This window comes from Streptomyces montanisoli, from assembly GCF_017813245.1.
Classification (GTDB): Bacteria; Actinomycetota; Actinomycetes; order Streptomycetales; family Streptomycetaceae; genus Streptomyces; species Streptomyces montanisoli.
The window spans coordinates 12,287-36,006 of the sequence record NZ_JAGIQL010000005.1 but is presented as its reverse complement, the minus strand read 5'-3'; the positions used below and the strand labels follow the sequence as shown (position 1 = coordinate 36,006).

At 72.0% G+C, this 23,720-nt stretch carries 19 protein-coding genes and 1 tRNA gene; 6 read left to right on the top strand and 14 right to left on the bottom strand.

All coding sequences use genetic code 11. The annotated features are described in order from the left end of the window. The first annotated feature begins 92 nt into the window (after positions 1 to 92). The 4 genes from JFN87_RS02695 to JFN87_RS02680 are packed head-to-tail and all read left to right on the top strand — an operon-like array spanning position 93 to position 3,028. Entirely contained in the window at positions 93 to 962 is an 870-nt protein-coding gene (locus JFN87_RS02695) for an alpha/beta fold hydrolase (RefSeq protein WP_209338193.1), read from the top strand. A gap of 31 nt (positions 963 to 993) precedes the next feature. Beyond that, positions 994 to 1,704 carry an alpha/beta fold hydrolase gene (locus JFN87_RS02690; protein ID WP_209338192.1) on the top strand — a complete coding sequence of 237 codons (711 nt, stop codon included), beginning with the start codon at positions 994 to 996 and terminating at the stop codon, positions 1,702 to 1,704. Further along, on the top strand, positions 1,701 to 2,432 hold the full coding sequence (locus tag JFN87_RS02685; protein ID WP_245178624.1) for an SDR family oxidoreductase: 732 nt from the start codon (positions 1,701 to 1,703) through the stop codon (positions 2,430 to 2,432). The genes JFN87_RS02690 and JFN87_RS02685 overlap by 4 nt, the downstream gene beginning before the upstream one ends. A gap of 59 nt (positions 2,433 to 2,491) precedes the next feature. After that, on the top strand, positions 2,492 to 3,028 hold the full coding sequence (locus JFN87_RS02680) for a CGNR zinc finger domain-containing protein (RefSeq protein WP_209338191.1): 537 nt from the start codon (positions 2,492 to 2,494) through the stop codon (positions 3,026 to 3,028). 39 nt (positions 3,029 to 3,067) lie between these two features. On the opposite strand, the gene JFN87_RS02675 is transcribed toward JFN87_RS02680, so the two are convergent. Next, positions 3,068 to 3,709, bottom strand: a complete 642-nt coding sequence (locus tag JFN87_RS02675) for a superoxide dismutase (RefSeq protein ID WP_209338190.1) — start codon at positions 3,707 to 3,709, stop codon at positions 3,068 to 3,070. Positions 3,710 to 3,885: 176 nt separating this feature from the next. Between JFN87_RS02675 and nicT the strand changes: the two genes are divergently transcribed. After that, complete coding sequence (nicT, locus tag JFN87_RS02670) at positions 3,886 to 5,061, top strand: Nickel transporter NicT (RefSeq protein WP_372449167.1); 1,176 nt, start codon at positions 3,886 to 3,888, stop codon at positions 5,059 to 5,061. 31 nt (positions 5,062 to 5,092) lie between these two features. On the opposite strand, the gene JFN87_RS02665 is transcribed toward nicT, so the two are convergent. The 10 genes from JFN87_RS02665 to JFN87_RS02620 all read right to left on the bottom strand — a co-directional run bounded on the left by JFN87_RS02665 (position 5,093) and on the right by JFN87_RS02620 (position 20,049). Further along, the gene (locus JFN87_RS02665) at positions 5,093 to 11,515 is read right to left on the bottom strand and encodes a type I polyketide synthase (protein ID WP_209338189.1); all 6,423 of its coding nucleotides are present in this window, start codon (positions 11,513 to 11,515) and stop codon (positions 5,093 to 5,095) included. Positions 11,516 to 11,558: 43 nt separating this feature from the next. Beyond that, complete coding sequence (locus JFN87_RS02660; RefSeq protein ID WP_209338188.1) at positions 11,559 to 12,602, bottom strand: ketoacyl-ACP synthase III family protein; 1,044 nt, start codon at positions 12,600 to 12,602, stop codon at positions 11,559 to 11,561. Then, positions 12,599 to 13,345 (bottom strand): HAD family hydrolase, encoded by a 747-nt coding sequence (locus JFN87_RS02655; protein WP_209338187.1) that lies wholly within the window; start codon positions 13,343 to 13,345, stop codon positions 12,599 to 12,601. The genes JFN87_RS02660 and JFN87_RS02655 overlap by 4 nt, the downstream gene beginning before the upstream one ends. After that, positions 13,342 to 14,721 carry an NAD(P)/FAD-dependent oxidoreductase gene (locus JFN87_RS02650; protein WP_245178623.1) on the bottom strand — a complete coding sequence of 460 codons (1,380 nt, stop codon included), beginning with the start codon at positions 14,719 to 14,721 and terminating at the stop codon, positions 13,342 to 13,344. The genes JFN87_RS02655 and JFN87_RS02650 overlap by 4 nt, the downstream gene beginning before the upstream one ends. Positions 14,722 to 14,731: 10 nt before the next feature. Next, entirely contained in the window at positions 14,732 to 15,010 is a 279-nt protein-coding gene (locus tag JFN87_RS02645) for an acyl carrier protein (RefSeq protein ID WP_209338186.1), read from the bottom strand. 34 nt (positions 15,011 to 15,044) lie between these two features. Then, positions 15,045 to 15,827 carry a class I SAM-dependent methyltransferase gene (locus JFN87_RS02640; protein WP_209338185.1) on the bottom strand — a complete coding sequence of 261 codons (783 nt, stop codon included), beginning with the start codon at positions 15,825 to 15,827 and terminating at the stop codon, positions 15,045 to 15,047. Further along, positions 15,824 to 17,257, bottom strand: a complete 1,434-nt coding sequence (locus tag JFN87_RS02635) for an amino acid adenylation domain-containing protein (protein ID WP_209338184.1) — start codon at positions 17,255 to 17,257, stop codon at positions 15,824 to 15,826. The genes JFN87_RS02640 and JFN87_RS02635 overlap by 4 nt, the downstream gene beginning before the upstream one ends. After that, positions 17,254 to 18,384 carry an acyl-CoA dehydrogenase family protein gene (locus JFN87_RS02630; protein WP_307865268.1) on the bottom strand — a complete coding sequence of 377 codons (1,131 nt, stop codon included), beginning with the start codon at positions 18,382 to 18,384 and terminating at the stop codon, positions 17,254 to 17,256. The genes JFN87_RS02635 and JFN87_RS02630 overlap by 4 nt, the downstream gene beginning before the upstream one ends. 10 nt (positions 18,385 to 18,394) lie before the next feature. Then, entirely contained in the window at positions 18,395 to 19,435 is a 1,041-nt protein-coding gene (locus JFN87_RS02625; RefSeq protein ID WP_209338183.1) for a ketoacyl-ACP synthase III family protein, read from the bottom strand. A 540-nt stretch (positions 19,436 to 19,975) separates the two neighbouring features. Next, positions 19,976 to 20,049, bottom strand: a tRNA-Pro gene (locus tag JFN87_RS02620). Between the two features lie 95 nt (positions 20,050 to 20,144). Between JFN87_RS02620 and JFN87_RS02615 the strand changes: the two genes are divergently transcribed. Next, on the top strand, positions 20,145 to 20,633 hold the full coding sequence (locus JFN87_RS02615; protein ID WP_209338182.1) for a DUF309 domain-containing protein: 489 nt from the start codon (positions 20,145 to 20,147) through the stop codon (positions 20,631 to 20,633). A 125-nt stretch (positions 20,634 to 20,758) separates the two neighbouring features. Here the strand turns inward: JFN87_RS02615 and JFN87_RS02610 are convergent, their stop codons facing one another. The 3 genes from JFN87_RS02610 to JFN87_RS02600 are packed head-to-tail and all read right to left on the bottom strand — an operon-like array spanning position 20,759 to position 23,567. Further along, positions 20,759 to 21,394: a LutC/YkgG family protein gene (locus tag JFN87_RS02610; protein ID WP_307865267.1), complete on the bottom strand. Its 636-nt coding sequence runs from the start codon at positions 21,392 to 21,394 to the stop codon at positions 20,759 to 20,761. Continuing rightward, positions 21,391 to 22,851 carry a lactate utilization protein B gene (locus JFN87_RS02605; RefSeq protein WP_209338181.1) on the bottom strand — a complete coding sequence of 487 codons (1,461 nt, stop codon included), beginning with the start codon at positions 22,849 to 22,851 and terminating at the stop codon, positions 21,391 to 21,393. The genes JFN87_RS02610 and JFN87_RS02605 overlap by 4 nt, the downstream gene beginning before the upstream one ends. Next, positions 22,848 to 23,567, bottom strand: coding sequence for a (Fe-S)-binding protein (locus JFN87_RS02600; RefSeq protein ID WP_209338180.1), 720 nt, complete (start codon positions 23,565 to 23,567; stop codon positions 22,848 to 22,850). The genes JFN87_RS02605 and JFN87_RS02600 overlap by 4 nt, the downstream gene beginning before the upstream one ends. Between the last annotated feature and the right edge of the window lie 153 nt (positions 23,568 to 23,720).

Here is a 23,720-nt window from a genome sequence, read left to right as displayed (position 1 = left end):
CACCCACACATAACTAACCCCTTCGGCCGGGTTGAAAGGTTGGCTCCGTGATGGTTAGCTGTAACCAGTAAACGAACTCAAAGGGGTTAGACATGACTGCCGTACACCACCGCTATGCGACCGTGCAGGGGCACCAGATCTTCTACCGCGAGGCCGGAGACGCGGACGCCCCGGCCATCGTGCTCCTGCACGGCTTCCCGACCAGCTCGTTCATGTTCCGCGGCCTGATCCCCGTCCTCGCGGAGCGCTACCACGTCATCGCACCCGACCACCTCGGCTTCGGGTTCTCCGACGCACCGCCGGCCGCGGAGTTCGACTACACCTTCGACGCGCTGAGCGACCTGACGAAGGGGCTGCTCCAGCAGCTCGGCGTCGACCGCTATGCCCTCTACGTGCAGGACTACGGCGCCCCGATCGGCTGGCGCCTGGCCGTGGCGGAACCCGGCGCGATCACCGCGATCGTCACCCAGAGCGGCAACGGCTACGACGACGGCTTCGTCGAGTCCTTCTGGAAGACGGTCTGGGACTACCAGCGCGAGCAGACGCCCGAGACCGAGGGGGCCATCCGCGCGGCGCTCAGCCTCGACGTCACCAAGTGGCAGTACCTCACCGGCGTCGCGGACGAGACCCTGGTGAGCCCGGACACCTGGCACCACGACTTCCAGCTGATCTCCCGGCCGGGCAACGACGAGATCCAGCTCAAGTTGTTCCGCGACTACGCGACCAACGCCCCGCAGTACCCGGCGCTGCACTCCTACTTCCGCGAGAAGCAGCCCCCGCTGCTGGCGGTCTGGGGCAAGGGCGACCCCATCTTCGGCCCCGCGGGCGCCGAGGCGTTCGGCCGCGACCTGCCCGACGCGGAGATCCACCTGCTCGAAGGCGGCCACTTCCTCCTGGAGAGCGCGCTCGACGAGGCGGCCGGCCTCATCACCGGGTTCCTGGACCGCAGGCTCGCCCGCTGACGACCAGGACGGGGAAGACGGGGAAGACGACATGAGCACCAACGAGACAGCCCACATGACCCCGGTAGTGCTGGCACACGGCGCGTGGGCGGACGGATCGAGCTGGAGCCGGGTCATCCGGTCGCTGCGCGAGCACGGGGTCAAGGCCACCGCCGCGCCTCTCCCGCTGACCTCACTCGCCGACGACGTGACGGCGCTGGACAGGACGCTGGAACGCGTCGGCACACCGGCCCTGCTCGTCGGGCACGCCTATGCCGGGGCCGTCATCGGCTCCGTCGCACCGGAGAAGGTCAGCGGGCTCGTCCACGTGGCAGCCCTGGCCCCTGACGAGGGCGAGACGGTCGCGGACGTCTTCTACCGCGAGCCGCCACACCCGGAGGCACCGGACCTCGAGCCCGACGGCGACGGCCTGGTGTGGCTGCCGGAAGCGGCCTTCGGCAAGGCGTCCGCGCAGGACGCGCCCCCGGAGGAGCACGCCGTCCTGGCGGCCGTGCAGCGGCCGATCGCGATCGGGAGCATCACCACAGCGGTGGGAGCGCCCGCCTGGCGGACGCGGCCGTCGTGGTACTTCCTGGCGGAACGCGATCGCATGATCCCGCGGGCCGCTCAGCGGTTCATGGCCGACCGCATGCGTGCCTCCGCGCGGTCCCTGGACACGGACCATGCGCCGCTCCTGACCGCGGCGGAGCTGGTGAGCGACCTGATTTTGGAAGCCGTGCACGAGATCGAGGCCGGGCGATGAGCGGGACCAGCATGCCGGGGAGGCTCGAAGGCAGGACCGTCCTCGTCATCGGCCGCGGAAGCGGAATCGCCCGGGCCGTCGCACTGGCGGCCCGTGACGCCGGCGCCCGGCTCGTCGTCGCCGGACGCGACGGGGACGGCCTCGCGAGGGCCTACACCGGCACCGGCTTCACGGCGGAGGCCGTCGATCTCACGGACGAGCGGTCGATCGCCGAACTGGCCGGCCGCATCGAGAAGATCGACCACATCGTGTCGACGGCGTCCGCGCGGGCGAGGGGCACGGTGGACGTGCTCGACCAGGAGACCGTCCGCGTCTCCTTCGACACGAAGGTGATCGGCCCGATGCTCCTCGCGAAGCACTTCAAGGACCGCTTCCGGGCGGGCGGCTCGCTCACTCTCTTCTCCGGCTCGTCGGCCATCAAGCCGACGCCGGGCATGCTGGCGGTGGCGGCCACCAACGGCGCCGCCGACGTGGTCGCGAAGGCCCTCGCCGTCGAGCTGGCGCCGGTCCGGGTGAACGCCGTCTCCCCCGGCACCATCGACACCGGCGCGTACGACGCCCTGGGCGAGGAGAGGAAGGCTGCCCTGTTCGCCGACCGCTCGGCGCGCAACCCGGCCCGTCGCATCGGCACGGCGCAGGACGTCGCCGAGGCCGTCGTCTTCGCCATGACCAGCACCTTCCTGACCGGCGTCTCGCTGGCCGTCGACGGCGGCGAGCCGCTCGTGTGACCGGATCGCCCGGAGGACGCCATCCACCGCGGGACATGTTCAGGTAACCTGTCAAGCGGATGTTCACGGTTAGGAGCGTGGTGGTGACCGATCGGGGACGGCAGGACCTCCTGCTCGACCTTCTCAACAGCACACCGGTGTCGGGCGGCGTGGCCGCGGACTCGCTGGTGGATCCCGGGGAGGCGGCGTCCTGGCAGCGCGCGCACGGCGGCAGCGGGAGCGCCGACGAGCGCCGCAGCCTCGTGCGCGCGCGGGACGTCCTCCAGGAGGTGGTGCGCGGCAGCCGGCCCGCCACCGCACTGGAACCGCTCCTGGAGGGCGTGGCCGCACGCCCGGCCGTCACCGGCGAGGGCGTGTCCTGGGAACTCGACGTGCCCGCCGGCGGCCGGCTGGCGGTGGAGGCCGTGCTGGCATGGAACACGGTGCGGCAGTCGATGCCCGGCCGGCTGAGGCCCTGCGCCAACCCGGAGTGCCGGCTGTTCCTCATCGACCGCAGCAAGCCGAACAAGGCGCGCTGGTGCTCGATGGCCGTCTGCGGCAACCGCATGAAGGCGCGCCGCCACTATCAGCGGGCACGCGACGCCGCGGCCGGGTAACGGCCACGGCGCCCGCCCCCAGGGGCAGAACGGCCCCGGTCAGGGGGCGAGAAGCAGCGTGCCGGCGCGCTCCTTGGCGGCCGCGTAGCGCTTGGCCACGTCCTGCCAGTCGACGACGTCCCACATCGCCTCGATGAAGTCGACCTTCTGGTTCTTGTACTGCAGGTAGAAGGCGTGCTCCCAGGCGTCGAACACCAGGATCGGCACGGAGCCCTGCCCGACGTTGCCCTGGTGGTCGTAGATCTGCTCGACGATCAGCCGCCCGCTGACCGGCTCGTGGGCCAGGGCCCCCCAGCCCGAGCCCTGCGTGGTCGCCGCCGCCTTCGTCAGCTGCGCCTTGAATCCGGCGAACGAGCCGAAGGACTCCGCGATCGCGTCGCTCAGCTCGCCCACGCCGTCCGCCGCGAGAGGCTCGCCGCCACCGACACCGGACATGTTGTGCCAGTAGATCGAGTGCAGGATGTGGCCGGAGAGGTGGAACGCGAGGTTCTTCTCCAAACCGTTGATCGACCCCCACGAGCCCTTGTCCCGGGCCTCTTCGAGCTGCTCCAGGGTGTCGTTGGCGCCCTTGACGTAGGCGGCGTGGTGCTTGTCGTGGTGCAGCTCGACGATCTCCGGGTCGATGACCGGCTCGAGCGCCGTGTAGTCGTACGGGAGTTCCGGAAGCGTGTAGATGGCCATGGCTGAGCGACCCCTCCGCGGTTCTTACTGCGAATGATATGCAATTGCACGCAAACAGCAACTACACCTAGCGGCTCACAGGTCCTGCTTCTTGTTGCAACTGACTTGCGACAAGGCCGCCCGGCGGATTAACGTCACGCTGTTTGCACTGGTACATCGACTTCGGGAGAGACTCCTTGAGTGCCGACATAGCAGCACCGCCGTCACTGGGTGAACGCCTGGGAGCGTTTCGGCGGTCACTGACGCCGTACGACCGGCGGTCCCTCGTCGGCATGGTGGGGTTCATCGTCCTGCTGCACGTCGCGGGGTTCGGGGTGCTGTTCGGGCTCGTGGTGCCGAAGCACTACCACCTGGGCGGCGATCACCCGGTCTTCAACATCGGCGTGGGCATCCTCGCCTACACGTTCGGCCTGCGGCATGCCTTCGACGCGGACCACATCGCCGCCGTCGACAACACGACACGCAAGCTCATGAGCGACAACGCCGAGCGTGAGGCGCGCGGACAGGCGCTGGAGCGCAGGCCGCTGTCGGTCGGCTTCTGGTTCTCCCTCGGTCACTCCACGATCGTCTTCGCACTCTCCTTCCTGCTCTCCATCGGCGTGAAGGCGCTCGTCGGGCAGGTCGAGAACGACAACTCGAGCCTGCACTCCGCGACCGGCATCATCGGTGCCTCGGTCTCCGGCGTGTTCCTGTGGATCCTCGGCATCCTCAACCTCGCCGTCCTCGTCGGCATCATCAAGATCTTCCGCAGGATGCGGCAGGGCCACTTCGACGAGCAGGAGCTTGAGGACCAGCTCAACAAGCGCGGCCTGATGAACCGTTTCCTGGGCGGCCTCACCAAGTCCGTGCGCAAGGCGTGGCACATCTACCCCGTGGGCGTCCTGTTCGGCCTGGGCTTCGACACCGCCACGGAGGTCGGGCTGCTCGTCCTGGCCGGCGGAGCCGCCGCCTTCAGCCTGCCGTTCTACTCCATCCTCGTCCTGCCGATCCTGTTCGCCGCGGGCATGTGCCTCATGGACACCATCGACGGCGTGTTCATGAACGCCGCCTACGGCTGGGCGTTCGCCAAGCCGGTGCGCAAGGTGTTCTACAACATCACCATCACCACCATCTCGGTGGCGGTCGCCCTGATCATCGGCACCATCGAACTGATCGGCGTTCTCACCGACCAGGCCAACATCACCTCGGGACCGCTCGCCGCGATCGCGGACATCAACCTCGACTACGCCGGCTACGGCATCGTCGGCCTCTTCTTCGTCTCCTGGTTCATCGCCCTGCTCGTCTGGCGCTACGGCCGCATCGAGGAGAAGTGGTCGACCAACCTGGCCCCGCGTCCCGCCGACACCGAGTAGCACGCACCCGCGGGGCCGTGAGCCGCGGCTCTCAGCCGCCGGTCGCCAGCAGCTCCGCGAGTTCGGCGAGGGTGGTCCGGCTGAGGATCCTGCCGATGGGCAGCAGCGTTCCGTGCGAGCGGCGCACCTCCTGCCTGAGCTGCGCCGCCATCAGCGAGTCGAGCCCCTGGCTGGTCAGATCGCGGTCCGGGTCGAGATGGGCGGGCTCCACGCGCAGGACGGCGGCGACCCGGTCCAGGAACTCCCTCGCGGGGTCCGCCTCGGGCGACGCCGCTCCCGCCGTTCCGGTCACCGGAACCGCCGTGGACTGCGGAACCGGCGTGGGCTCCGGGCTCGGCGTGGGCCCCCGGCTCGGCGTGTGCTCCGGGCTCCGCGGGGCCGACGGGGGCTCCGGCCGGGGCGCGCGGGCTTCTGGGGTGACGGCCGCCGGCGCGTCCTCGTCGACGACGTCCCGCAGGAACGGCGACGCGGCGGCGTTCGGGTAGGCGCCGCGCCACCGCGGCCAGTCGACCGGCATGACCACCGTGTCCCCGGCGTTCGTGGCCATGAGGGGGTCGAGCACGGCGAATCCGGCGGCCGGAGTGAATCCCGACATCCCGCGTGGCACGAGGTCGCGGCCCAGCTCCGCGCCGGCCTTCGCCGCCATGCCGCGGCCCGTCCAGAATCCCCAGTTGACCGAGAGCGCGGTACGGCCCCTGCGGCGGCGGCCCCGGGCGACGGCGTCGAGGCACGCGTTGGCGGCGGCGCCCGCCGCGACCTGGGGAGAGCCCAGCAGGGCGTTCCCCGAGGAGAACAGCACGAAGTGGTCGAGGCCCTCGTCAAAGAGCCGGTCGAGGACGCGCGCGCCGTCCAGCTTCGGCCGCAGTACTGCTTGCAGCTCCCGCAGAGTGGTCTCGCCGATCGTCCGGTACAGGAAGACGCCCGCGGTGTGGAAGACACCACGGACCGCCGGCCGTCCTGCGGCGCGGCGGTGCTCGACCAGCCTGCCCATGGACCGCTCGTCGGCCGCGTCCACGGGTGCGTACTGCACCTCGACGTTCCGCCCCCGCAACTCCCCCACCAACTCAGCGACGTGGCGCCCGGACGCCGAGTCGGAGCCGGGCAGGGAACGGCCGGTGAGCAGCAGGTGCTTGGCGCCGCGCGTGACGAGCCAGCGGGCCAGTTCGGAGCCTATGCCGCCGGCGCCGCCGGTCACGAGATAGGTGGCGTCCGCGCGCAGCCGGATCGGCGCGGGCCGAACCGGCTCGGCGGGGGCGGTCCGCAGGTCGATGAGCAGCTTGCCGATGTGCCGGGCCGCGCCCACGTCCTGCAAGGCCGAACCGACGGCGTCCATCGGTCGGATCTCTGCGGGCAGGGGCGCCAGCTCGCCCGCGGCGATCAGCCGCAGGACACGTTCGAGCAACGCCCCGGCCCGCTCGGGGTCCTCGCGGCACAGCGCGTCGGTGTCCAGGGCGTGGAACGACCCGCCACGCGAGGGGCCGGCCGGGCCCGTGTACCCGTCCGCACCGTCCCGCGCGGCCAGATCCACGTACCGCCCGCGCGGGGCGAGCATGCGCCGGCTCTGCTGAGCGGCCTCCCCGGTCAGGGAGTTGAGGATGACGTCCATTCCCGTGCCGCGGGTCGCGGCGAGCAGCGGACCGGCGAAGTCGCCCCGTGAGTCGCCCACATGGGCGATGCCCATCGCCCGCAGGAGCGCCCGGCGCCGGTCGCTGCCGGCGGTGGCGTAGATCTCGGCGCCCCGCCACCGGGCCACCTGGATCGCGGCGAGTCCCACACCGCCGGTGGCCGAGTGGACGAGGACCTTCTCGCCCGCCTTCAGCCCGGCCAGTTCGACGAGCCCGTACCAGGCGGTCAGATGGGCGACGGGCACGGTGGCGGCGTCGGCGAGGCCGAGGCCGTCGGGGACCCGGCGCGTCAGGTGGCGGTTCGCGACGACGCGCGTGGCCAGCCCCGGACGGGCGAGGGCGACGACCCGGTCCCCGACCTCCAGCCCCCGTACGTCGGCGCCGAGGGCCGCGACGATCCCGGCGGTCTCCCGGCCGAGCCGCCCCTCGTCGCCCTCGCCCGTGAGGGCCCCGGTGGCACGCAGCACGTCCCGGTGGCCGACGCCGCTGTACGAGGCGGTGATCAGGACCTCGTCGCGCCCGGGGGGACGCGCCTGCACCGCTCTGCGCACCGGGGCGAGCCCCTGGTCGCCGGCGGGCACGATCTCGACGGCCCCGGCGTCGCCGCGGGCGCCGGCCGCCGGTGCGGGGCGCCGCAGCCGGAGGACGTACCGGGTTCCGGCGCGCAGGGCGATCTGGTCCTCGTCCGGGTCGCCGTCCGCGATCTCGCGTGCGAGCGCCCCCAGTTGACTTGTGCCGCCGGCGGCCGGGTCCAGGTCGACGAGCGTGTGCGGGACCGAGGGCAGCTCACTCGCGGCGGTACGTCCGAAGCCCCATACCGCGTACTGCTCCGGGTCGGGCGCGGGGTCCGCGCCGGTGACCGTCTCGGCGCCGCGGGTGACCAGCACGAGCCGCGGGAGCGGCCCGTCAGGCCGCATGACGGACAGCGCACGGGACAGCAGCAGCGCGCTGCCGAGCCCCAGCGGTACCGTCGCGTCCGGCCGGGACGCCCGCATGCCCCACAGGTTCACCACGACGGCGACTCCGCCCGGGTGGTCACGTCCGGTCTCGTGCAGGAGCCGGGCGTAGTCGTCGAAGCGCGACGGGTCGATGCGGTAGCCGCCGTCGGCGGTGTGCTCGTAGCGCTCACCGGGCCGCACGCTGATCCGCTCGCCGCCGGCAGGCGCGAGGCGCGGCCCGAGCTCCTCGTCCTCGAACACCAGCCAGGCACCGGTGGCCGGTGCGGATGGCGCCGATGGCGCCGATGGCGCGACGGCAGGCGTCCACCGCGGCTCGTACAGCCACTGGTCCGACGGTCCTGAGGGTTCCGGCGGCAGCAGCCTGCGGATGCGCAGGCCGCGGAACTCCGCCAGCAGAGCGCCCTGTTCGTCTCGTACGGCGATGTCGCCGCTGCATTCCCCGGCCGTCAGCCCGCGTCGCACGATGTGGTTGTGCAGGGTCCCGGTCAGCGGCCCGTGCAGGCGGAACCGCTCGATCGAGCCGAGGATGAAGGCGTGCTCGTCGCCGGGGACCGCCGTGTCGGGGAGGGTCGCCGCGAGCGCCTGTCCGCAGGCGTCGAGCACGGCGGGGTGGGCGTGATGGGGCTCGCGGGTGTCGAGGCCGGCCGGGGTCACGACCTCGGACAGCGCCTCCTCGTCGCCGCGCCAGACCTGCCTGACGCCCTGGAAGACGCCGTACCAGTCGTTGCCGCGAGCGGCGAACCTGCGGTAGAAGGCGTCGCCGGTGAGGTGTTCGTGCAGGCGGGAGACGATTTGCGCCCGTGTGTCCTCGGGGCCTTCGATGACGCGGGTGCCCGCGGGCTCCGCCTCGACCAGGGCGCGGGCGTGCACGGTCCAGCCCGTACCGTCCCGGGAGGCGACCTCGAAGGCCCACCGCGGCTCGTCGGGCGTCAGCGTCACGCGGAGGAGCGGCGGGTCCTCGGCGGTGAAGAAGAGGGCCTTCTCGTAGCGGACGTTGCCGACGGCGACCGCGGTGCCGACGGCCCCGGCCGCGGCGGCCAGCGCGAGTTCGAGGTAGGCGGTGCCGGGCAGGATGACGAGGCCCTGCACCTGGTGGTCAAGCAGGTACGCGTTGCGCGCGAGGTCGACGGGGCCCTCCCACCGGTGCGCGCCGCCGTCGAGCGCGGTGTGCGCGCCCAGCAGCGGATGCCCGCCCGGAGCCGGCGGCAGGCTCGCCGGGCCTGTCGCCGGCTCCGGCCAGAACTCGGCACGCTGCCAGGGGTACCCGGGCAGCGGCACGTACGCGGCCGGCGCGTCGAACAGGGCGTCGAGCCGCACCGGGTGGCCTGCCTGGTGGAGTTGACCGGCGGAGGTCAGCAGCGCGGACAGGTCGTCGGTGCCGCGCAGCAGTGACGGGACGACCTGGTCGTGCGAGCGCTCGTCGGGCAGGCAGTCCTTCACCGCGGCGGCGAGGATCGGGTGCGGGCTGATCTCGACGAACGCCGCCGCGGCCGAACCTGCCAGTTCGGCCTCGACGGCCGCGTGGAAGAGCACCTCGTCGCGCAGGTTGCGCACCCAGTAGCCGGCGTCCAGCTCCTCCCCGGTCAGGAGTTCGCCGGTCACCGTCGAGCGCAGCGGCACCTGTCCCGTGCGGGGCCGGATGCCGTCCAGTTCGGCGCGCAGCTCCTCCAGCAGCGGGTCGACCTGGCTGCTGTGCGAGGCGACGTCCACCTTGACGAGCTTGCCGGGGACGTCCCGTTCGGCCAGGTCGGCGAGGAGCTTCTCGACGGCGGGTGTGCGGCCGGAGACGATGGTGCGCCGTGGCGCGTTGCTCACGGCGACGTCGACGTCCGGTACGTCGGCCAGTAGGTGCCGCACCTCGTCCGCGGGAAGGTCGACCGCGGCCATGGACCCGGTGCCGGCGACCTTCCTGAGCAGGCTGCTGCGACGGCAGATCACCGCGGCGCCGTCCGCCGTGGTGAGCGCGCCCGCGGCGCAGGCGGCGGCCACTTCCCCCATGCTGTGGCCGATCACGACCGCAGGGGCTACGCCCCACGAGCGCCAGAGCGCCGCGAGACCCACCTCGACCGCCCACAGGAGCGGCTGCACCACGTCGATCGGCCCGTCCGCGGCGTCTTCGGCCTCCAGCCGTTCGAGTACCGACCAGCCGCGCTCGGCGCGTACGTGCAGGTCGCACTCCTCGACCGCCGCCCTGAAGGCGGTGGACGCGCGCAGCAGCCGGCGCCCCATGCCGGACCACTGCGAGCCCTGGCCGGGGAAGACGAACACGGTCTTCCACCGGTCCGCGGGCCGGGCGGCGACGACCGGCCGGCCCGTCCGCAGCTGCCGCACCACCTGGTCGTGGTCGTGGGCGAGCACGGTCAGGCGGTGGCGGTGGTGGGTGCTCCGGGTCAGCGCGCTGAAGCTGACGTCGCGCAGCGCGTGCGCGTGTCCCTCTCCCTGCGGCCCGAGGAAGTCCGCCCAGGCGCCGGAGAGTTCCCGCAGCGCGGCCGGGCTGCGCGCCGACAGGGCGAGCAGGTACGGCCGCGGCCCGGCGGGGGCCGGCGGCGCAGCGCGGCGGTGCTCGCCGAGGACGACGTGGGCGTTGGTGCCGGAGATGCCGAACGAGCTGACGGCCGCGTACCGGGGCAGTCCGCCGCCTCCCCATGTGCGGGCCGTCTGCGGGATCTCCAGCGCGGTACGGTCCCAGTCCACCGCGTCGGTCAGCCGGGCGCTGTGCAGGCTGGGCGGGACGACCCCGTGCCCGAGGCACAGCGCCGCCTTGATGAGCGCCGCGATGCCGGCCGCCGCCTCGGTGTGGCCGATGTTCGTCTTCACCGAGCCGACCAGCAGGGGATCGGTCGCCGGGCGGCCCGCGCCGGTGCCGTAGACCGCGTCCAGGGCCCGCAGTTCGATGGGGTCGCCCGCGGGTGTGCCGGTGCCGTGCGCCTCGACGAAGCCGACCGACCGGGGGTCGACGCCCGCCCGCAGGCAGGCGCGCCGCATCGTGTCGATCTGGCCGCTCTCGGAAGGGGCCATCAGGTATCCGCTGCCGCGGCCCTCGTTCTCGACCGCCGAGCCGTGGATGACCGCGTGGATGTGGTCACCGTCCGCCTCGGCCCGCGCGAGCGGCTTGAGGACGACGACGCCGACACCGTCGCTGCGTACGAAACCGTCGGCGTCGTGTGCGCCGAACTTGCAGCGGCCGTCGGCGGAGAGCATGTCCGCCTGGGAGAACGTGATGCTCTCCTCCGGCGTGAGGACGAGGTTGACCCCGGCGGCCAGAGCGAGTCCTGCCTCGCCGGTGCGCAGCGCGGCGCACGCCTGGTGCACGGCCACGAGCGACGAGGAGCATGCCGTGTCGACGGACGTACTCGGGCCCCGCAGGTCGAAGAAGTACGACAGCCGACCGGACAGCACGCTGCGCGCGGTGCCGGTGTTGGCGTAGATGTCCAGCGCCCCGGCCGCGCGCAGGACGTCCCAGTAGTCGACGGTCCGCTGCCCCACCACGACGGCGGTACGGCTCCCGGCGAGCGACTCCATGGTGAGGCCGGCGTCCTGCACGGCGGTCGCGGCGGTCTGGAGGAGCAGCCGCTGCTGCGGGTCCATGTGATTCGCCTCGCGGCCGGAGACGCCGAAGAACTGCGCGTCGAACTCCCGGATACCGGGCAGGAAGCCGCCCCGGCGGCTGACGATCCGGCCGGGCGTGCGGGGCCGGGGGTCGTAGTAGGCGTCGACGGGGAACCGGTCGGCGGGGACGTCGGTGGTGGCGTCGGTGCCGTCGAGCTGCATCTGCCAGAACTCCCGGACGCTGTTCGCGCCCGGGAACGCGCAGGCCATGCCCACGATCGCGATCGGCTGGGCACCCGGTTCCTGCTCCTGCGACTGCATGGGGGCTCCTGGGGTCGGGGACCGTCTGTCGGCCGGGCCGTGGTCAGGCCCAGGCGGGGGTTTCGGTGAGGGTCAGGACGACGGCGGCGGCCGACCAGCCGGGGGCTCCGCCGAACAACAGGACGTGATCGCCCGCCACGAGCTGCCCGGTGCGCAGCAGATGGTCGAGAGCGATGATCTGGTCGCTGGCCGAGGCGTGCCCGATTCCGCAGCCGAACTCCCACATCGACCGGGAGACGTCCAGGCCGAGCGGTTCCATGGCGCAGCTGCGGGTGGTCTGCTCGTCGCCATTGGGTACGAGGACCCAGCGCAGATCCGCGGCGTCGATCCCGGCCTCGGCCACGGCGGCGGACACCGTCTCCGCGCAGGCCGTGGCGATGCCCTCGGCGATCGGTACGCCGCCGGCCTGCCGCACCCGCTCGCCGAACTGCTGCGCGCGGCCCACCGGGTCGATGCGCCGGCCCGAGGACGCGGTCGGCGGGAACAGCGGCTCGTCGCCCCGCGCCATCGCCTCGAACTCCGCGTAGACCCGGGTGACGACCGCGTCGACACGGGCGAAGCCGGAGGACCGGCTGAGTACCACGGAACTGGCCGCGTCCGCGGCGATCACGCCCATGGGCCCGTTCTCCCACCGGTTGAAGGTGGGCGCGTCGAAGTTGTCCGCCGTGGTCAGGAGGATGTCCGGCCGGCTGTCCGGCTGGAGGGCGAGCATCGCCGACGCCAGCTCGATGCCGGTGAGCATGCCGTTGCAGCCGTTGCGGATCTCGGTGCCGCCGGCCCCTTTGATGCCCAGCTCCCGCATGATGTACGCGGTCGGCGACCACATCTCGGGCCCTTGGTGGAAGGTCGCCGCGTGCAGGACCGCGCCGATGGCGTCGGCGCCGCCCGGGGAACGGCCGAGCGCGGTGCGCGCTGCACGGACGGCCATGTCGGGCGGCGCCTCGGGGCCGGCCACGAGGACGCCGCGCAGCGCGCTCTCGGCGAAGGCCGCGGGGTCGTACAGGCCCGAGGCGACGGCCTCGGACGCGGGGTAGGCGGGCGGCAGCCAGCAGCCGAGACCGGACAGGAACACGTTGGCCGGCTTCATGCACGCCCCCGGGGACGCTCCGCCACGGCCACGTCCCGCTCGGCGCGCGGCGGACGGGGACTGTCCACGATGTCTCCTGCCTTTCGGGGGCCGCGTCCTGGTGTCCTGCGCACCAGGCCCGCGAGCCGGTCCACTGTCAGCCCGGTCAGATCGGGCACGGCCAACGCCACCGGCTCCCGCGTCGGGGTGACCGAGACCGTCAGGCACCCCGCCGCGAGGGCCGAGCGGATCCCGGCGGCCGAGTCCTCGATCACCACGCAGCGCCCCGGCTCGAAGCCGATCGCCGCGGCCGCGGTGCGGTACGGGTCGGGGTCGGGCTTCGGCCGCCGCACCTCGTCGCCCGCCAGCGTCACGGCGAACCCGGCCGGGCCGAGCGACGGCAGGACGGCGTCCACCATCGCCCGGTACGACGACGAGACCAGCGCGCGCGGAACGCCCGCCCGGCGCAGCGTCCCGAGCAGGCCGACGGCTCCGGGCAGCGGGGCGACCCCGGCGCGCAGCCGGTCGAGCAGGCGGGCGCTGACGCGGGCGTACAGCTCGTCCGCCGCCATCGACGGGCGGACGAGCGCGCTCAGCCGGGACAGGTTCTCGGCGACACCGCGCCCGCGCAGCTCGTCCACGTGCAGTGCGGATGCCGGGACGCCCGCGGCGCCGAGGACCGCCGACAGCGCGTCGTGCAAAAGCGGTTCCGTGTCGACGAGTGTGCCGTCCAGGTCGAACAGGACGGCCCAGGGCGCGGTCAAAACAGGGCCTTGGGCTCGGGAGGGACCTTCAGCTTTCCGAGCAGCGGGTGCCACAGGTGCCCGGGGTCCCCCTCGACGGCGGCGACGAACTCGCGCATCGCGGTCAGCGCGGCCGGCTCCTCGTCGTCGTAGACGTCCCCCTGGAGCAGTTTCAGGACGTCGATACGGTAGCGCGGATCCTGGACGAAGGCGGTGAACAGGATGTTCAGCCGGTAGTAGATGGAGATGAACTCGTACCAGGTGGACACGCCGCGCCGTAGCTTGCTCACGTACCTCTCGAAACGGCCGGCACGGAAGTTACCGGCCTCCGCGGCGGCGATGATGTCGGCGCACGCGAGCCTCGCGCTGTTCATGGCGACGCTGACGCCGCTGGAGAAGATCGGGTCGACGAACCGGGCGGCGTCACCGATCATGACCATCGCGTCGCCGCTCACCCGGCGCATGCCGTAGCTGTAGTCGCCCTCGGCCTTGAACCGCCGCACCTGCACGGAGTTCTTGAGCGAGTCGCGCAGCAGCGGTCTGCTGCCCACCGATTCCCAGAAGAACCCTTCGAGGTCGTCCTTGCTCTCCTTGAACCGCGACTTCTGGGTGACGACCCCGACGGAGGTGATGGTGTCGGTGATCGGGATCTGCCACACCCACGTGTCGCTGATCGGCAGGAAGTGGATGAAGATGTAGCCCGCCTGGCTCTCGTCGTCGGCCAGCGCCTTGCGATCGAGGCCCTCGAACCAGCCGTGCACGGCGTACTGGTTGAAGACGGGGTCGGGGACCTTGACCTTGAGCTGCCGCCCGAGGAGGGTGCCGCGCCCGCTGGCATCGACCACCATGCGCACCGCCACGTCCGCGGGCGTGCGGCCGAGACCGGCGCGTATCACGGGGCGGTCGGGGTCGGTGAAGTCCACACCGCGCACCCGTACCCCGGAGAACACCTTGGCGCCGAGGCTCTCCGCGTGCTTGAGCAGGATCAGGTCGAACCGGCCGCGGTCGACGTGGAAGGTGTAGTCGCGGTCGACGCCGAGCTGATCGCGTTCGTTGAACAGGACATCGGCCGAGCCGAGGCCGTGGTCGTGGATCTGGAAGCCGAGCGGGTCGACATCGTCCCCGTGGGCCGAGGTCCACGCGGCCCCGTACTTGCGCGGGAACCCGGCAGCCTCGATCTTGTCCATGGCGCCGATCTCCAGCAGCACCGGCGTGGTCGCCGGGACCAGCGACTCGCCCACGTGCTCCCGGGGGAAGACCTCGCCCTCGAACACGGCGACCGAGAGCCCGGCTCTGGCCAGGTAGGACGCGGCGGTGGAGCCCGCAGGGCCGCCGCCGATGATCCCGATGTCGTAGTCGTAGTCGTAGTCGTGGTTCATCACTGTCCCGTCAGTCATCACTGTCCCGTCAGAGAGAAGCGGCCTGGGAGCGGAGCGTCAGGACCAGGTCGGCGATCGCCGCGACCGAGCGGAAGTGCTCACCGGTCATCTGCCCGGGCGGGACCCGGACGCCGTACTCGGAGCGGATGTGGGCCAGCAGCCGCGCGGTGCGCACCGAGTCCAGCACGCCCATGTCGAGCAACGGGCTGTCCACGGTGAGCGGTTCGGCCTCCGTGCCCGCCTTGAGGTCGTCCCGCACGTACCCGAGAAGCCGGTCGTGCAGGGTCGCGCGATCTACGTCCGCCATGGAGGTCTCCTTGGTGTCGAGGCGTTGCGTCGGGTCAGGCGTGGGGCGGTGTCCCGGGCGCCGTGTTCCGGGCACCCGTGGTCCGGGCAGCCGTGTTCCGGGCATCGGCCGCGGACCGCGCCACGAGGTAGCTCGTCGGCAGTTGCAGCGGGCGCCCGTCGGCGCTGTTCTCCGTCGTGTGCAGGGCGATGTCCCCGTCGGCGACGACCTCGAATCCGCGCTTCTCGAAGAGCAGCCTCAGCTGTCCCTCGCAGGCGGGGGCGAGCCGGGCGCCGAAGCCGAAGTGGGCCGCGAGGCCCGCCGTCTTGGGCAGGGCCGCGCCGGTGGCGAGCAGTTCGGAGACGTACCAGCCGGTGTGCTCGGTCAGTTCCTGCGCGAACAGCAGTCCCGAGGCGCCGAGCAGCACGGCGATCGAGTCCAGCAGCCTGACGCGGTCGTCCTGGTCGAGTTGGTGCAGCACGCCCCGCATGTAGACGTTGACGTCGCCGAGTTCCGTGTGGAGGGCCGCCGCCGTCCCGTGATCGAGGAGGTCGGCGCGGCGGTAGGCGACGTTGGGTGCCGGATGCGTCCGCGCCGCCAGTGCCACCGCGGACTCGGCGATGTCGAGCCCTACGACGCGGGGGAAGTGGTCCGCCAGCCATTGCGTCTGACGGCCGTTGCCGCACCCGAGGTCGACAAGCGGCAGGAGCGGATCGGCGCGGTCCCGGAACAGCGGGAGGTGCCGTGCCGCGGTCAGTTCGGGCGAGGAGTCCCACAGCGCCGCACCGGGTTCTGCGGGCAGTGCGGACCAGAACGCGTCCCAGGCCGTGTGCGTCACGCGTCGGCTCCCGTGGTTGCGAGGCCGCTCAGCGCGGCCAGATCGACCTTGCCGTTTCGGGTGCGCGGGAATTTGCCCACCGCGTGCAGGGCGTCGATGTTCATGTATGCGGGCAGGAAGCTCGCGCAGTGCCGTCGCAGGGCGGCGAACTCCGGCGTGGTTCCCGCCTCGGGCACCACGAAGGCGTGCAGGCATGACCGCCCGCCGGTGCCGACGCCGAGGACCACCGCGTCGCGCACCGTGTCGTGCGCGACGAGCACCTGCTCGACCTCGGCCGGCTCGACCCGGTAGCCGCGGAGCTTCACCATGGTGTCGACGCGGCCCCGGTACTCCAGCAGGCCGCCGGTGCCGTACCGGCCGAGGTCACCGGTGCGGTAGGGGCCGGTCCGCGGCTCGCCGCCCCAGTAGCCGAGCATCACGGTCGGGCCGCTGACCACGATCTCGCCGCCGTCCACGGTCACCACGTTCCCCGCGGCGGGCGATCCGATGGGGACAGCGGTGGTGCGGTCGAGGTCGGCGGCCGTGACCTCGTACGACGTGCAGACGTTCGTCTCCGTCGGGCCGTACCAGTTGAGCATCCGCACGCCGGGCCAGCCTCGGCGCAGGTCCCTGAGCCGGTTCAGCGGGAACGGCTCACCCGCGCAGACGCACGCGCGGAGCGCACCCGGACCCCGCGCCCGGAGGTCGCCGTACTCGGTCATGAGCACCAGCGCGGACGGCACGGAGTACCAGACGGTGATGCGGCGCTCCAGGACGAAGTCGACGAGTGGCTCGGCGGCCTGGGCGAGCATCTCGCCGACGAGGTGCACCGAGGCGCCGGCCCTGAAGGCGCCGTAGAGATCGAAGACCGACAGGTCGAAGCCGAACGAGGCGTGGTTCGCGAGCCGGTCGCCCGCCGTGAGGCGCAGCTCGCGGCAGGCCCAGTCGACGAACGCGAGCGCGTTGCCGTGGCTGAGGCAGACGCCCTTGGGCGTACCGGTGGAACCCGATGTGTACAGGATGTAGGCGGGATCGGCCGCCCCGACCGTGGCGTGTGCGACGCGGGTGCCTGGCGCGGCGGCATGGGCGAGGGCCGCGCAGGAGAGCGAAGGGGCCCCGGGGACCTGGCCGTCGTGGTCGGTGACGACCAGCGCGGCGCGGGCGTCCGCGACGATCCGGGCGACGCGTTCCGGCGGGTTGCCCCGGGGGACGGGGACGTGGATCGCGCCGATCCGTAACACCGCCTGCGCGACCGCCACCGCTTCGGCCGTCTTGCCCGTCCACACCACGACGCGGTCGCCGGGCCGTACCCCGCGGGCGCGCAGTGCGGCCGCGAAGCGGTCGGCACGGGCGTCGAGTTCGCCGTAGCTGAGGCTCGTCGAGAGGTCGGAGACCGCGAGTGCGTCCGGTGTCCTGGCCGCCGCGTCGACCACGAGAGCGTAGAGGCTCACAGTCCCATCTCCCTGGCTATGAGCCGGCGCTGGATGTCCGAGGTACCGGAGAAGGTCGTGGCGGGGAGGGCGTCGCGCACCTGCTGCTCGATCCCGTACTCCGTCAGATGGCCGCGGCCCCCGAAGATCCGTGCGGCATCGAGTGCCGTGGCGACGGCGGCTTCGGACACGGCGAGTTTCGCCAGTGCGGCCCACAGGGAGGCGTCCTCGCCGTCGTCGATCTCGGCGCAGGCACGGTGGAGCAGCAGCCGACCGCTCTCCAGGCGCAGCCGCATGCCCGCGAGCCGGTCCGCGACGGCCTGGTGGTCGGCGAGCCGCTTCCCGAACTGGCTTCGCTCGCGGGCGTGCTGAACGCACTGCCCGATGAGGCGTTCCTGCTGGCCGAGGTAGATCGCGAACAGGCAGGACCGCTCCCACTCCATCGACGTCTCGAACACCAGCCGCCCCTGGCCCGGACTGCCGACGACGCGGTCGTCGGGCACGAAGCAGCGCGTGAACGCGATACGGCCGGCCTGGCAGGACGTCAGTCCCGTCTTCTCCATCGGTGGGCCGACGACGAGACCCGGAGAGTTCCGGTCGACCGCGAAGGCGGTGGTGCTGAAGTACGCCCCGCCGGGGTCCGTCGTCGCGTACGTGACGTAGAGGCCCGCGACGGGCCCGTTGCTGACGAAGCTCTTGACCCCGTCGAGGAGGTAACCCCCCTCGACCTTGGTGGCACGGGTGGCCAGGTGGGACACGTCCGATCCCGCGTCCGGCTCGGTCATGGCGTTCCCGGCGACCAGTTCGCCCGAGCACAGGGCGGGCAGCAGCGCCTTCCTGATCCGCTCCGACCCGAACTCCACCAGGGGCCGGACGCAGGCGAAGAGGTGCGCAGCCGCGGCGAACAGCAGCCCGGTGTCCGCGCATCCCTCGCCCGCGGCCTCGTAGAGCAGCGCCGTGTCGAGCGCCCCGAGCCCGCCGCCCCCGTACTCCTGCGGGACTGCCGCGCCGAGCAGCCCGGTCGCGGCCAGCGCCGGCCAGTCAGGCGTGCGGGATCCGCCGGGAGAGGCCGCCTCGGTCAGGGCCCCCGCGGCGTCCTTCATCCATGCGTGGCGTGCCTCTTGTTCGTCACTTCGGCGGAAGTCCACGGGACGCCCTTCAGGAAGCGGTGGCCAGGGAGGCGGCGGACCAGTGCGGATTCTCAAGAATCTCGATCACGGCGCACGCGATGTTCAGCCCGGGTCCCACTCCGAGCATCAGGAAATGGTCGCCCCGTTGCAGCGAACCGGATTCAAGGAGCTGTTCGAGGGCCACTACCTGGTCACTGGCTCCGATATGGCCGACTGTGCGCCCTTGTTCCCATGTCGAGTAGGACATCGGCAGACCGAGCGGCACCATGGCACGGTCCTCGACCCGTTCTCGCGACCCGTTGGCATAGGCTACGCGAGAAATGTCGTCCATCGTAATTCCGGCCTCGTCGAGGGTTCGCTCGACGAGTTCGTCCTGCGCGGCCACGAGTTTGAGCGGGCCTAGCGGGTCGCGGTGCGGTCCGCCGAGCCATCGGTCCTTGGAATTGCCGAAATCGAGCTTTCCCGGCAAGGTCGCGCCGGGCGGATAGAGAGGCTCGGGGCCGCGGTGCATGGTCTCGTACTCGGGCAGCGTGACCGCGTTGATGGATTTCAGCCGGGCGAATCCCTCACGACGGCTCAGGACGACGGCGGAACCGGCGTCGCCCATCACGAAGTGCGGGCTGAAACGCCATCGCTCCAGCAGCGGTGAGGTGAAGTTGTCCCCTGATGTGATCAGCGCCGCCTCGTGGTCCGGTGCGGCCATGAGGTGGCTCGCCGCGAGTTCCAGCGCGGAGAACATGCCCATGCACCCCTGCCTGACCTCCGCGGCCGTGGCCCGGGACGCGCCGGTGTGGCGCTGGACGTAGTACTGGGGGCACCAGCCGTGCGGCCCTTGGTACCACACGCTCACATACAGCAATAAGCTCAGCGACTCGCCCTGCCGGCCGGCTCTTTCCAGGGCCTGCCGGCAGGCCCGCACCGCCAGCTCAGGCGCGGGCGTCTCACCGGCGACCGTCACGCTCGTGATTCCGTACTCCTCGGCGGCAGTCCGGTCGATCAGATCCCGCTCGACGGCCCAGCCGATGGGAACCCGTTCGGGCAGAAAGGAACCCAGTCCGCTGATCAGCACGTCAGACGCCTTCATTGACTGCCCCAAATTCTCTCGTCGAGAAACAAGCCGGTTCCGTCAAGAAAAAAGGTACGCGAATCGTCGCCATGAAAGAACGTGGCGGATCAGGACAGTGGAGTGAGCAGAGAGAGCGAGAGGCCGTTGTCGAATATCATCAATTCCACCGACCCCCAGAAGCGGGAGCCGTCCTGCCGCAGGCAGGTATATCGCCACTACTGTGCACTGAGAAATGCGGTCACCGATCCCGGATAAGCACCGAATGGTGATTGCCGACGGATCGTTTCCGCAATGAGACATTACCCCGGTGGATGATCGCGAGTCAAGGTATGAATACTCGCGCACGAAGCACGAGCGGCCCCTTGGGAGGTCATGCTCGACAAGTCAGCCATGTGCGGCATGTCAGATGTGCGAAGAATAAAAACCGGTGCCATGACGTCCGGACGCCGAGCGGGCACGCTCATCCCCGACGGGGCACGGAGAACGATCGAGAGCCGGTGACGGATTGCTCCGCTACCGGCTCTGACCTGCGACTCTCACGAGTCGGGACGACAGGATTTGAACCTGCGACCCCTTGACCCCCAGTCAAGTGCGCTACCAAGCTGCGCCACGTCCCGATGTGCGTGTTCGCGATGTGTGATCACGCGCGTCACACGATACCTCACTCGGCAGGTGCGCAGGTCCCCCGCCGGCTGCGGGCACAATCGGGCCCATGGGTGAGCGAGAGCGGGACGCCAGGGACCGGGACGCCGAGGGCCGGGCGCGCAACGCGCGCCCGCGGGACGGGCTCGGCAGGCCGCTGCCGTACGGGTCTTCGGGCGTGGAGCGGCAGCCCGAGGGCGTCGTCAGGGCGCCGGAGGCGAGCGTCGCCGAGGCGCAGCGGCTGCTCGACGCGGGCATGCCCTTCCACGCGCACGAGGTGTTCGAGGACGCCTGGAAGTCGGGCCCGCCCTCCGAACGCGCGCTCTGGCGCGGGCTCGCGCAGCTCGCCGTGGGGCTGACGCACGCGGCGCGCGGCAACGCCAGGGGCGGCGAGCGGCTGCTGCTGCGCGGCGCCGGGAGCCTGGAGGCGTACGGGGACGGCCCGGCGCACGGGCTCGATCTCGCGGGTGCCGTCGCCTGGGCGCGCGGCCTCGCGGCCCGTGTGGCGGAGGGCGGGGCGGTGGATCCTGCCGCCGAGTCGCCCCGGCTGCGCGCCTGACCCACCGCGGGGCCCGACCCGGTGCGGGGCCTGACCCGGTGCGGGGTCCGACCCGGTGCGGGGCCTGACCCGGTGCGGACCCGATCCTTGGCAAGGCCTGACTCGCCCCGCCGGGGCCTGCTCCGTCAGCCCTCCACGAGGATCACTTCCAGGGTGCGCGGCCCATGCACGCCCTCCACGCGGTCGAGCTCGATGTCGCTGGTCGCGGACGGGCCGGAGATCCATGTGAGCGGCCTGGTGGGATCGAGTCGCGGCATGGCCTGCGGCACGCCGCCGACGACCTGCTCGGGCGCGCGCACCACGCAGATGTGGTGGTCGGGCACCAGGGTGATGCGGCGCCTGCCCTGGTCCGGGCCCGCGTCCAGGACGATGGTGCCCGTCTCGGCGATCGCCACGGCGCAGCCGGTGACGACGGAGTCGACCGCGTCGAGCTCGGCCGCCGTGGTCCCCGGCGCGTCGGGGACGCGCGTCACGTCCGTCCCGGCGAGCCAGGGTTCGGGCAGCCCTGGCGGTACGGCCACGGACCCGCTCCCGTGCTCGGCGAGCAGGCGCGCCACGAGTGCGGGCAGGCCGGCCTCGTCCGAGCGGTGCACGAGCGCCCGGTAGTCGGCCAGGTTCTCCGCGAGCAGGTCCACGCGGCCGTCCTCGGGCGTGTGCGTGTCGCGGTACGTGCGGGCCGGCCCGGGCGCCTCGGGGGCGCCGTCGACTGCGGCGCGCACGCGCGCGAGGATCCGGTCGCGGGACGGCGAGGCGGGGCTCACGATCCGTCGTCCTTCCTGCCGCCCGCGGGGGCGGCGCCTTGGCTGCGGTTGCGTCGCCACCAGTCGCGGAAGGACTCGGGCGGCATCGGGGGCAGGTCGCGGCTGTTGGTCCAGGCGCCGGCGCCCGGCACGCGCGAGGGGTGCAGCTTCCTGGTGGCCGTGGCCGCACGCTCCCCCGCCGCGAGGACGCCGGGGTGCTCGAAGACCCAGCCGGCCGCCTTGATGGCGGCGCGTTCGAGGAAGTGGCCCCTGCCGCCCTGGTGCGCCACCCGGTCGCGCAGGTGGACCAGCACCTCCGGGATGTCGATGGCGACGGGGCACACCTCGTAGCACGCGCCGCACAGCGAGGAGGCGTACGGCAGCGACGCGTCGATCTCGCTGCCGGTGCCGCGCAGTTGCGGGCTGAGGATCGCGCCGATCGGCCCCGGGTAGACGGAGCCGTAGGCGTGGCCGCCGGCCCGCTCGTAGACGGGGCAGACATTGAGGCAGGCGGAGCAGCGGATGCAGCGCAGCGCCTGCCTGCCGGTCTCGTCGGCGAGGGTGGCGGTGCGGCCGTTGTCGAGCAGGACGAGGTGGAAGGCGCTCGGCCCGTCTCCGTCGGTGGTGCCCGTCCACATCGTGGTGTACGGGTTCATGCGCTCCGCGGTGGACGAGCGGGGCAGCGTCTGGAGGAACACCTCGAGGTCGCGCCAGGTCGGCACCACCTTCTCGATGCCCACGACGGAGATCAGCGTCTCGGGGAGCGTCAGGCACATCCTGCCGTTGCCCTCGGACTCGAAGACGGCCAGGGTGCCGGTCTCCGCGACCATGAAGTTGGCCCCGGAGATGCCCACCTTGGCCCGCAGGAACTTTTCCCGCAGGTGGAGCCTGGCCGCCTCGGCCAGCTCGCCCGGCGCGTCGGAGAGGCCGTCGGGTGCGGCCCTGCCCCACTTGCCCATCTCCGAGGCGAAGATGGTCCGGATCTCACCGCGGTTGCGGTGGATCGCCGGCACCAGGATGTGGGAGGGCCGGTCGTCGCCGAGCTGGACGATCAGCTCGGCGAGGTCGGTCTCGTACGCCGAGATGCCCTCGGCTGCGAGCGCCTCGTTGAGCCCGATCTCCTGCGTGGCCATGGACTTGACCTTGACGACCTCGCTCTCGCCCGTGGCCTTCACCAGGTCGGCGACGATGCGGTTCGCCTCGTCGGCGTCGGCGGCCCAGTGCACCACGCCGCCGGCGGCGGTCACCGCCTCCTCCAGCTGGAGGAGGTAGCGGTCCAGGTTGCGCAGCGTGTGGTCCTTGATCTGCTTGCCGGCCTCGCGCAGCAGCGCCCAGTCGTCGAGCTCGGCGACGGCCTTGGCGCGCTTGTCGCGGATGGTGTGGGTGGCGTAGCGCAGGTTGCCGCGCAGCGTCTCGTCGGCGAGCGCGCCGCGCGCGGCCGTGGGGAAGGACGGCATCCCGACGAACGTGCCGCTCATGACCAGGGCTCCTCTTCGGTCGAGGCGAGGATCTCCGCGATGTGCAGGGGGCGCACCGGCTGGGACTCGCGGCTGAGGACACCGCCGATGTGCATCAGGCAGGAGTTGTCCCCGCCGCACAGCACCTCGGCGCCCGTGGAGACGGCGTTGCGCGCCTTGTCCCGGCCCATCGCCGTCGAGACGTCGGCGTTCTTGACTGCGAAGGTACCGCCGAAGCCGCAGCACTCCTGCGCGCCCGGCAGCTCCCTGAGCTCGATGCCCTTGACGGCGTTCAGCAGCTTGCGCGGCCGGTCCCCGAGGCCGAGGAGACGCAGTCCGTGGCAGGACGGGTGATAGGTGACGGAGTGCGGGAAGTAGGCGCCGACGTCGGTGACGCCCAGCACATCCACCAGGAACTCCGTCAGTTCATACATCCGAGGTGCGAACGCGGCGGCCGCGCTGTCGCCCATCGCGGGGTAGTGGTCGCGCACCATGGCGGCACAGGATCCCGACGGGGTCACCACGTGGTCGTAGCCGTCGAAGACGCGGGCCGTACGGCGTGCGAGAGGCACGGTCTCCCGGCGGTAACCGGTGTTGTACTGGGGTTGCCCGCAACAGGTCTGCGCTTCGGGGAAGTCCACTTCCACCCCGAGGCGCTCCAGGAGGCGCACCGTCGCGATGCCGGTGGCCGGGTACACGGCGTCATTGACGCAGGTGACGAAGAGAGCGACGCGCATGGGGCGAGCATATGCCGGGGCGGGCGGGCACAGAAGAGGTCGTTCCGTGTGACGAACCGTCAGACATCCGACCGCTGCACCGGCCCTCACGGGCGTGGGGCGGGGCTGTGACGACCGGCACGCGGATCCGCAGGCATGACTCGCCCGCGAACG

Coding starts and splice junctions, on each gene's coding strand:
- JFN87_RS02695 (WP_209338193.1), top strand. CDS start 93: ATGACTGCCGTACACCACCGCTATGCGACCGTGCAGGGGCACCAGATC.
- JFN87_RS02690 (WP_209338192.1), top strand. CDS start 994: ATGAGCACCAACGAGACAGCCCACATGACCCCGGTAGTGCTGGCACAC.
- JFN87_RS02685 (WP_245178624.1), top strand. CDS start 1,701: ATGAGCGGGACCAGCATGCCGGGGAGGCTCGAAGGCAGGACCGTCCTC.
- JFN87_RS02680 (WP_209338191.1), top strand. CDS start 2,492: ATGTTCACGGTTAGGAGCGTGGTGGTGACCGATCGGGGACGGCAGGAC.
- JFN87_RS02675 (WP_209338190.1), bottom strand. CDS start 3,709: ATGGCCATCTACACGCTTCCGGAACTCCCGTACGACTACACGGCGCTC.
- JFN87_RS02665 (WP_209338189.1), bottom strand. CDS start 11,515: ATGCAGTCGCAGGAGCAGGAACCGGGTGCCCAGCCGATCGCGATCGTG.
- JFN87_RS02660 (WP_209338188.1), bottom strand. CDS start 12,602: ATGAAGCCGGCCAACGTGTTCCTGTCCGGTCTCGGCTGCTGGCTGCCG.
- JFN87_RS02650 (WP_245178623.1), bottom strand. CDS start 14,721: ATGACTGACGGGACAGTGATGAACCACGACTACGACTACGACTACGAC.
- JFN87_RS02645 (WP_209338186.1), bottom strand. CDS start 15,010: ATGGCGGACGTAGATCGCGCGACCCTGCACGACCGGCTTCTCGGGTAC.
- JFN87_RS02615 (WP_209338182.1), top strand. CDS start 20,145: ATGGGTGAGCGAGAGCGGGACGCCAGGGACCGGGACGCCGAGGGCCGG.
- JFN87_RS02605 (WP_209338181.1), bottom strand. CDS start 22,851: ATGAGCGGCACGTTCGTCGGGATGCCGTCCTTCCCCACGGCCGCGCGC.
- JFN87_RS02600 (WP_209338180.1), bottom strand. CDS start 23,567: ATGCGCGTCGCTCTCTTCGTCACCTGCGTCAATGACGCCGTGTACCCG.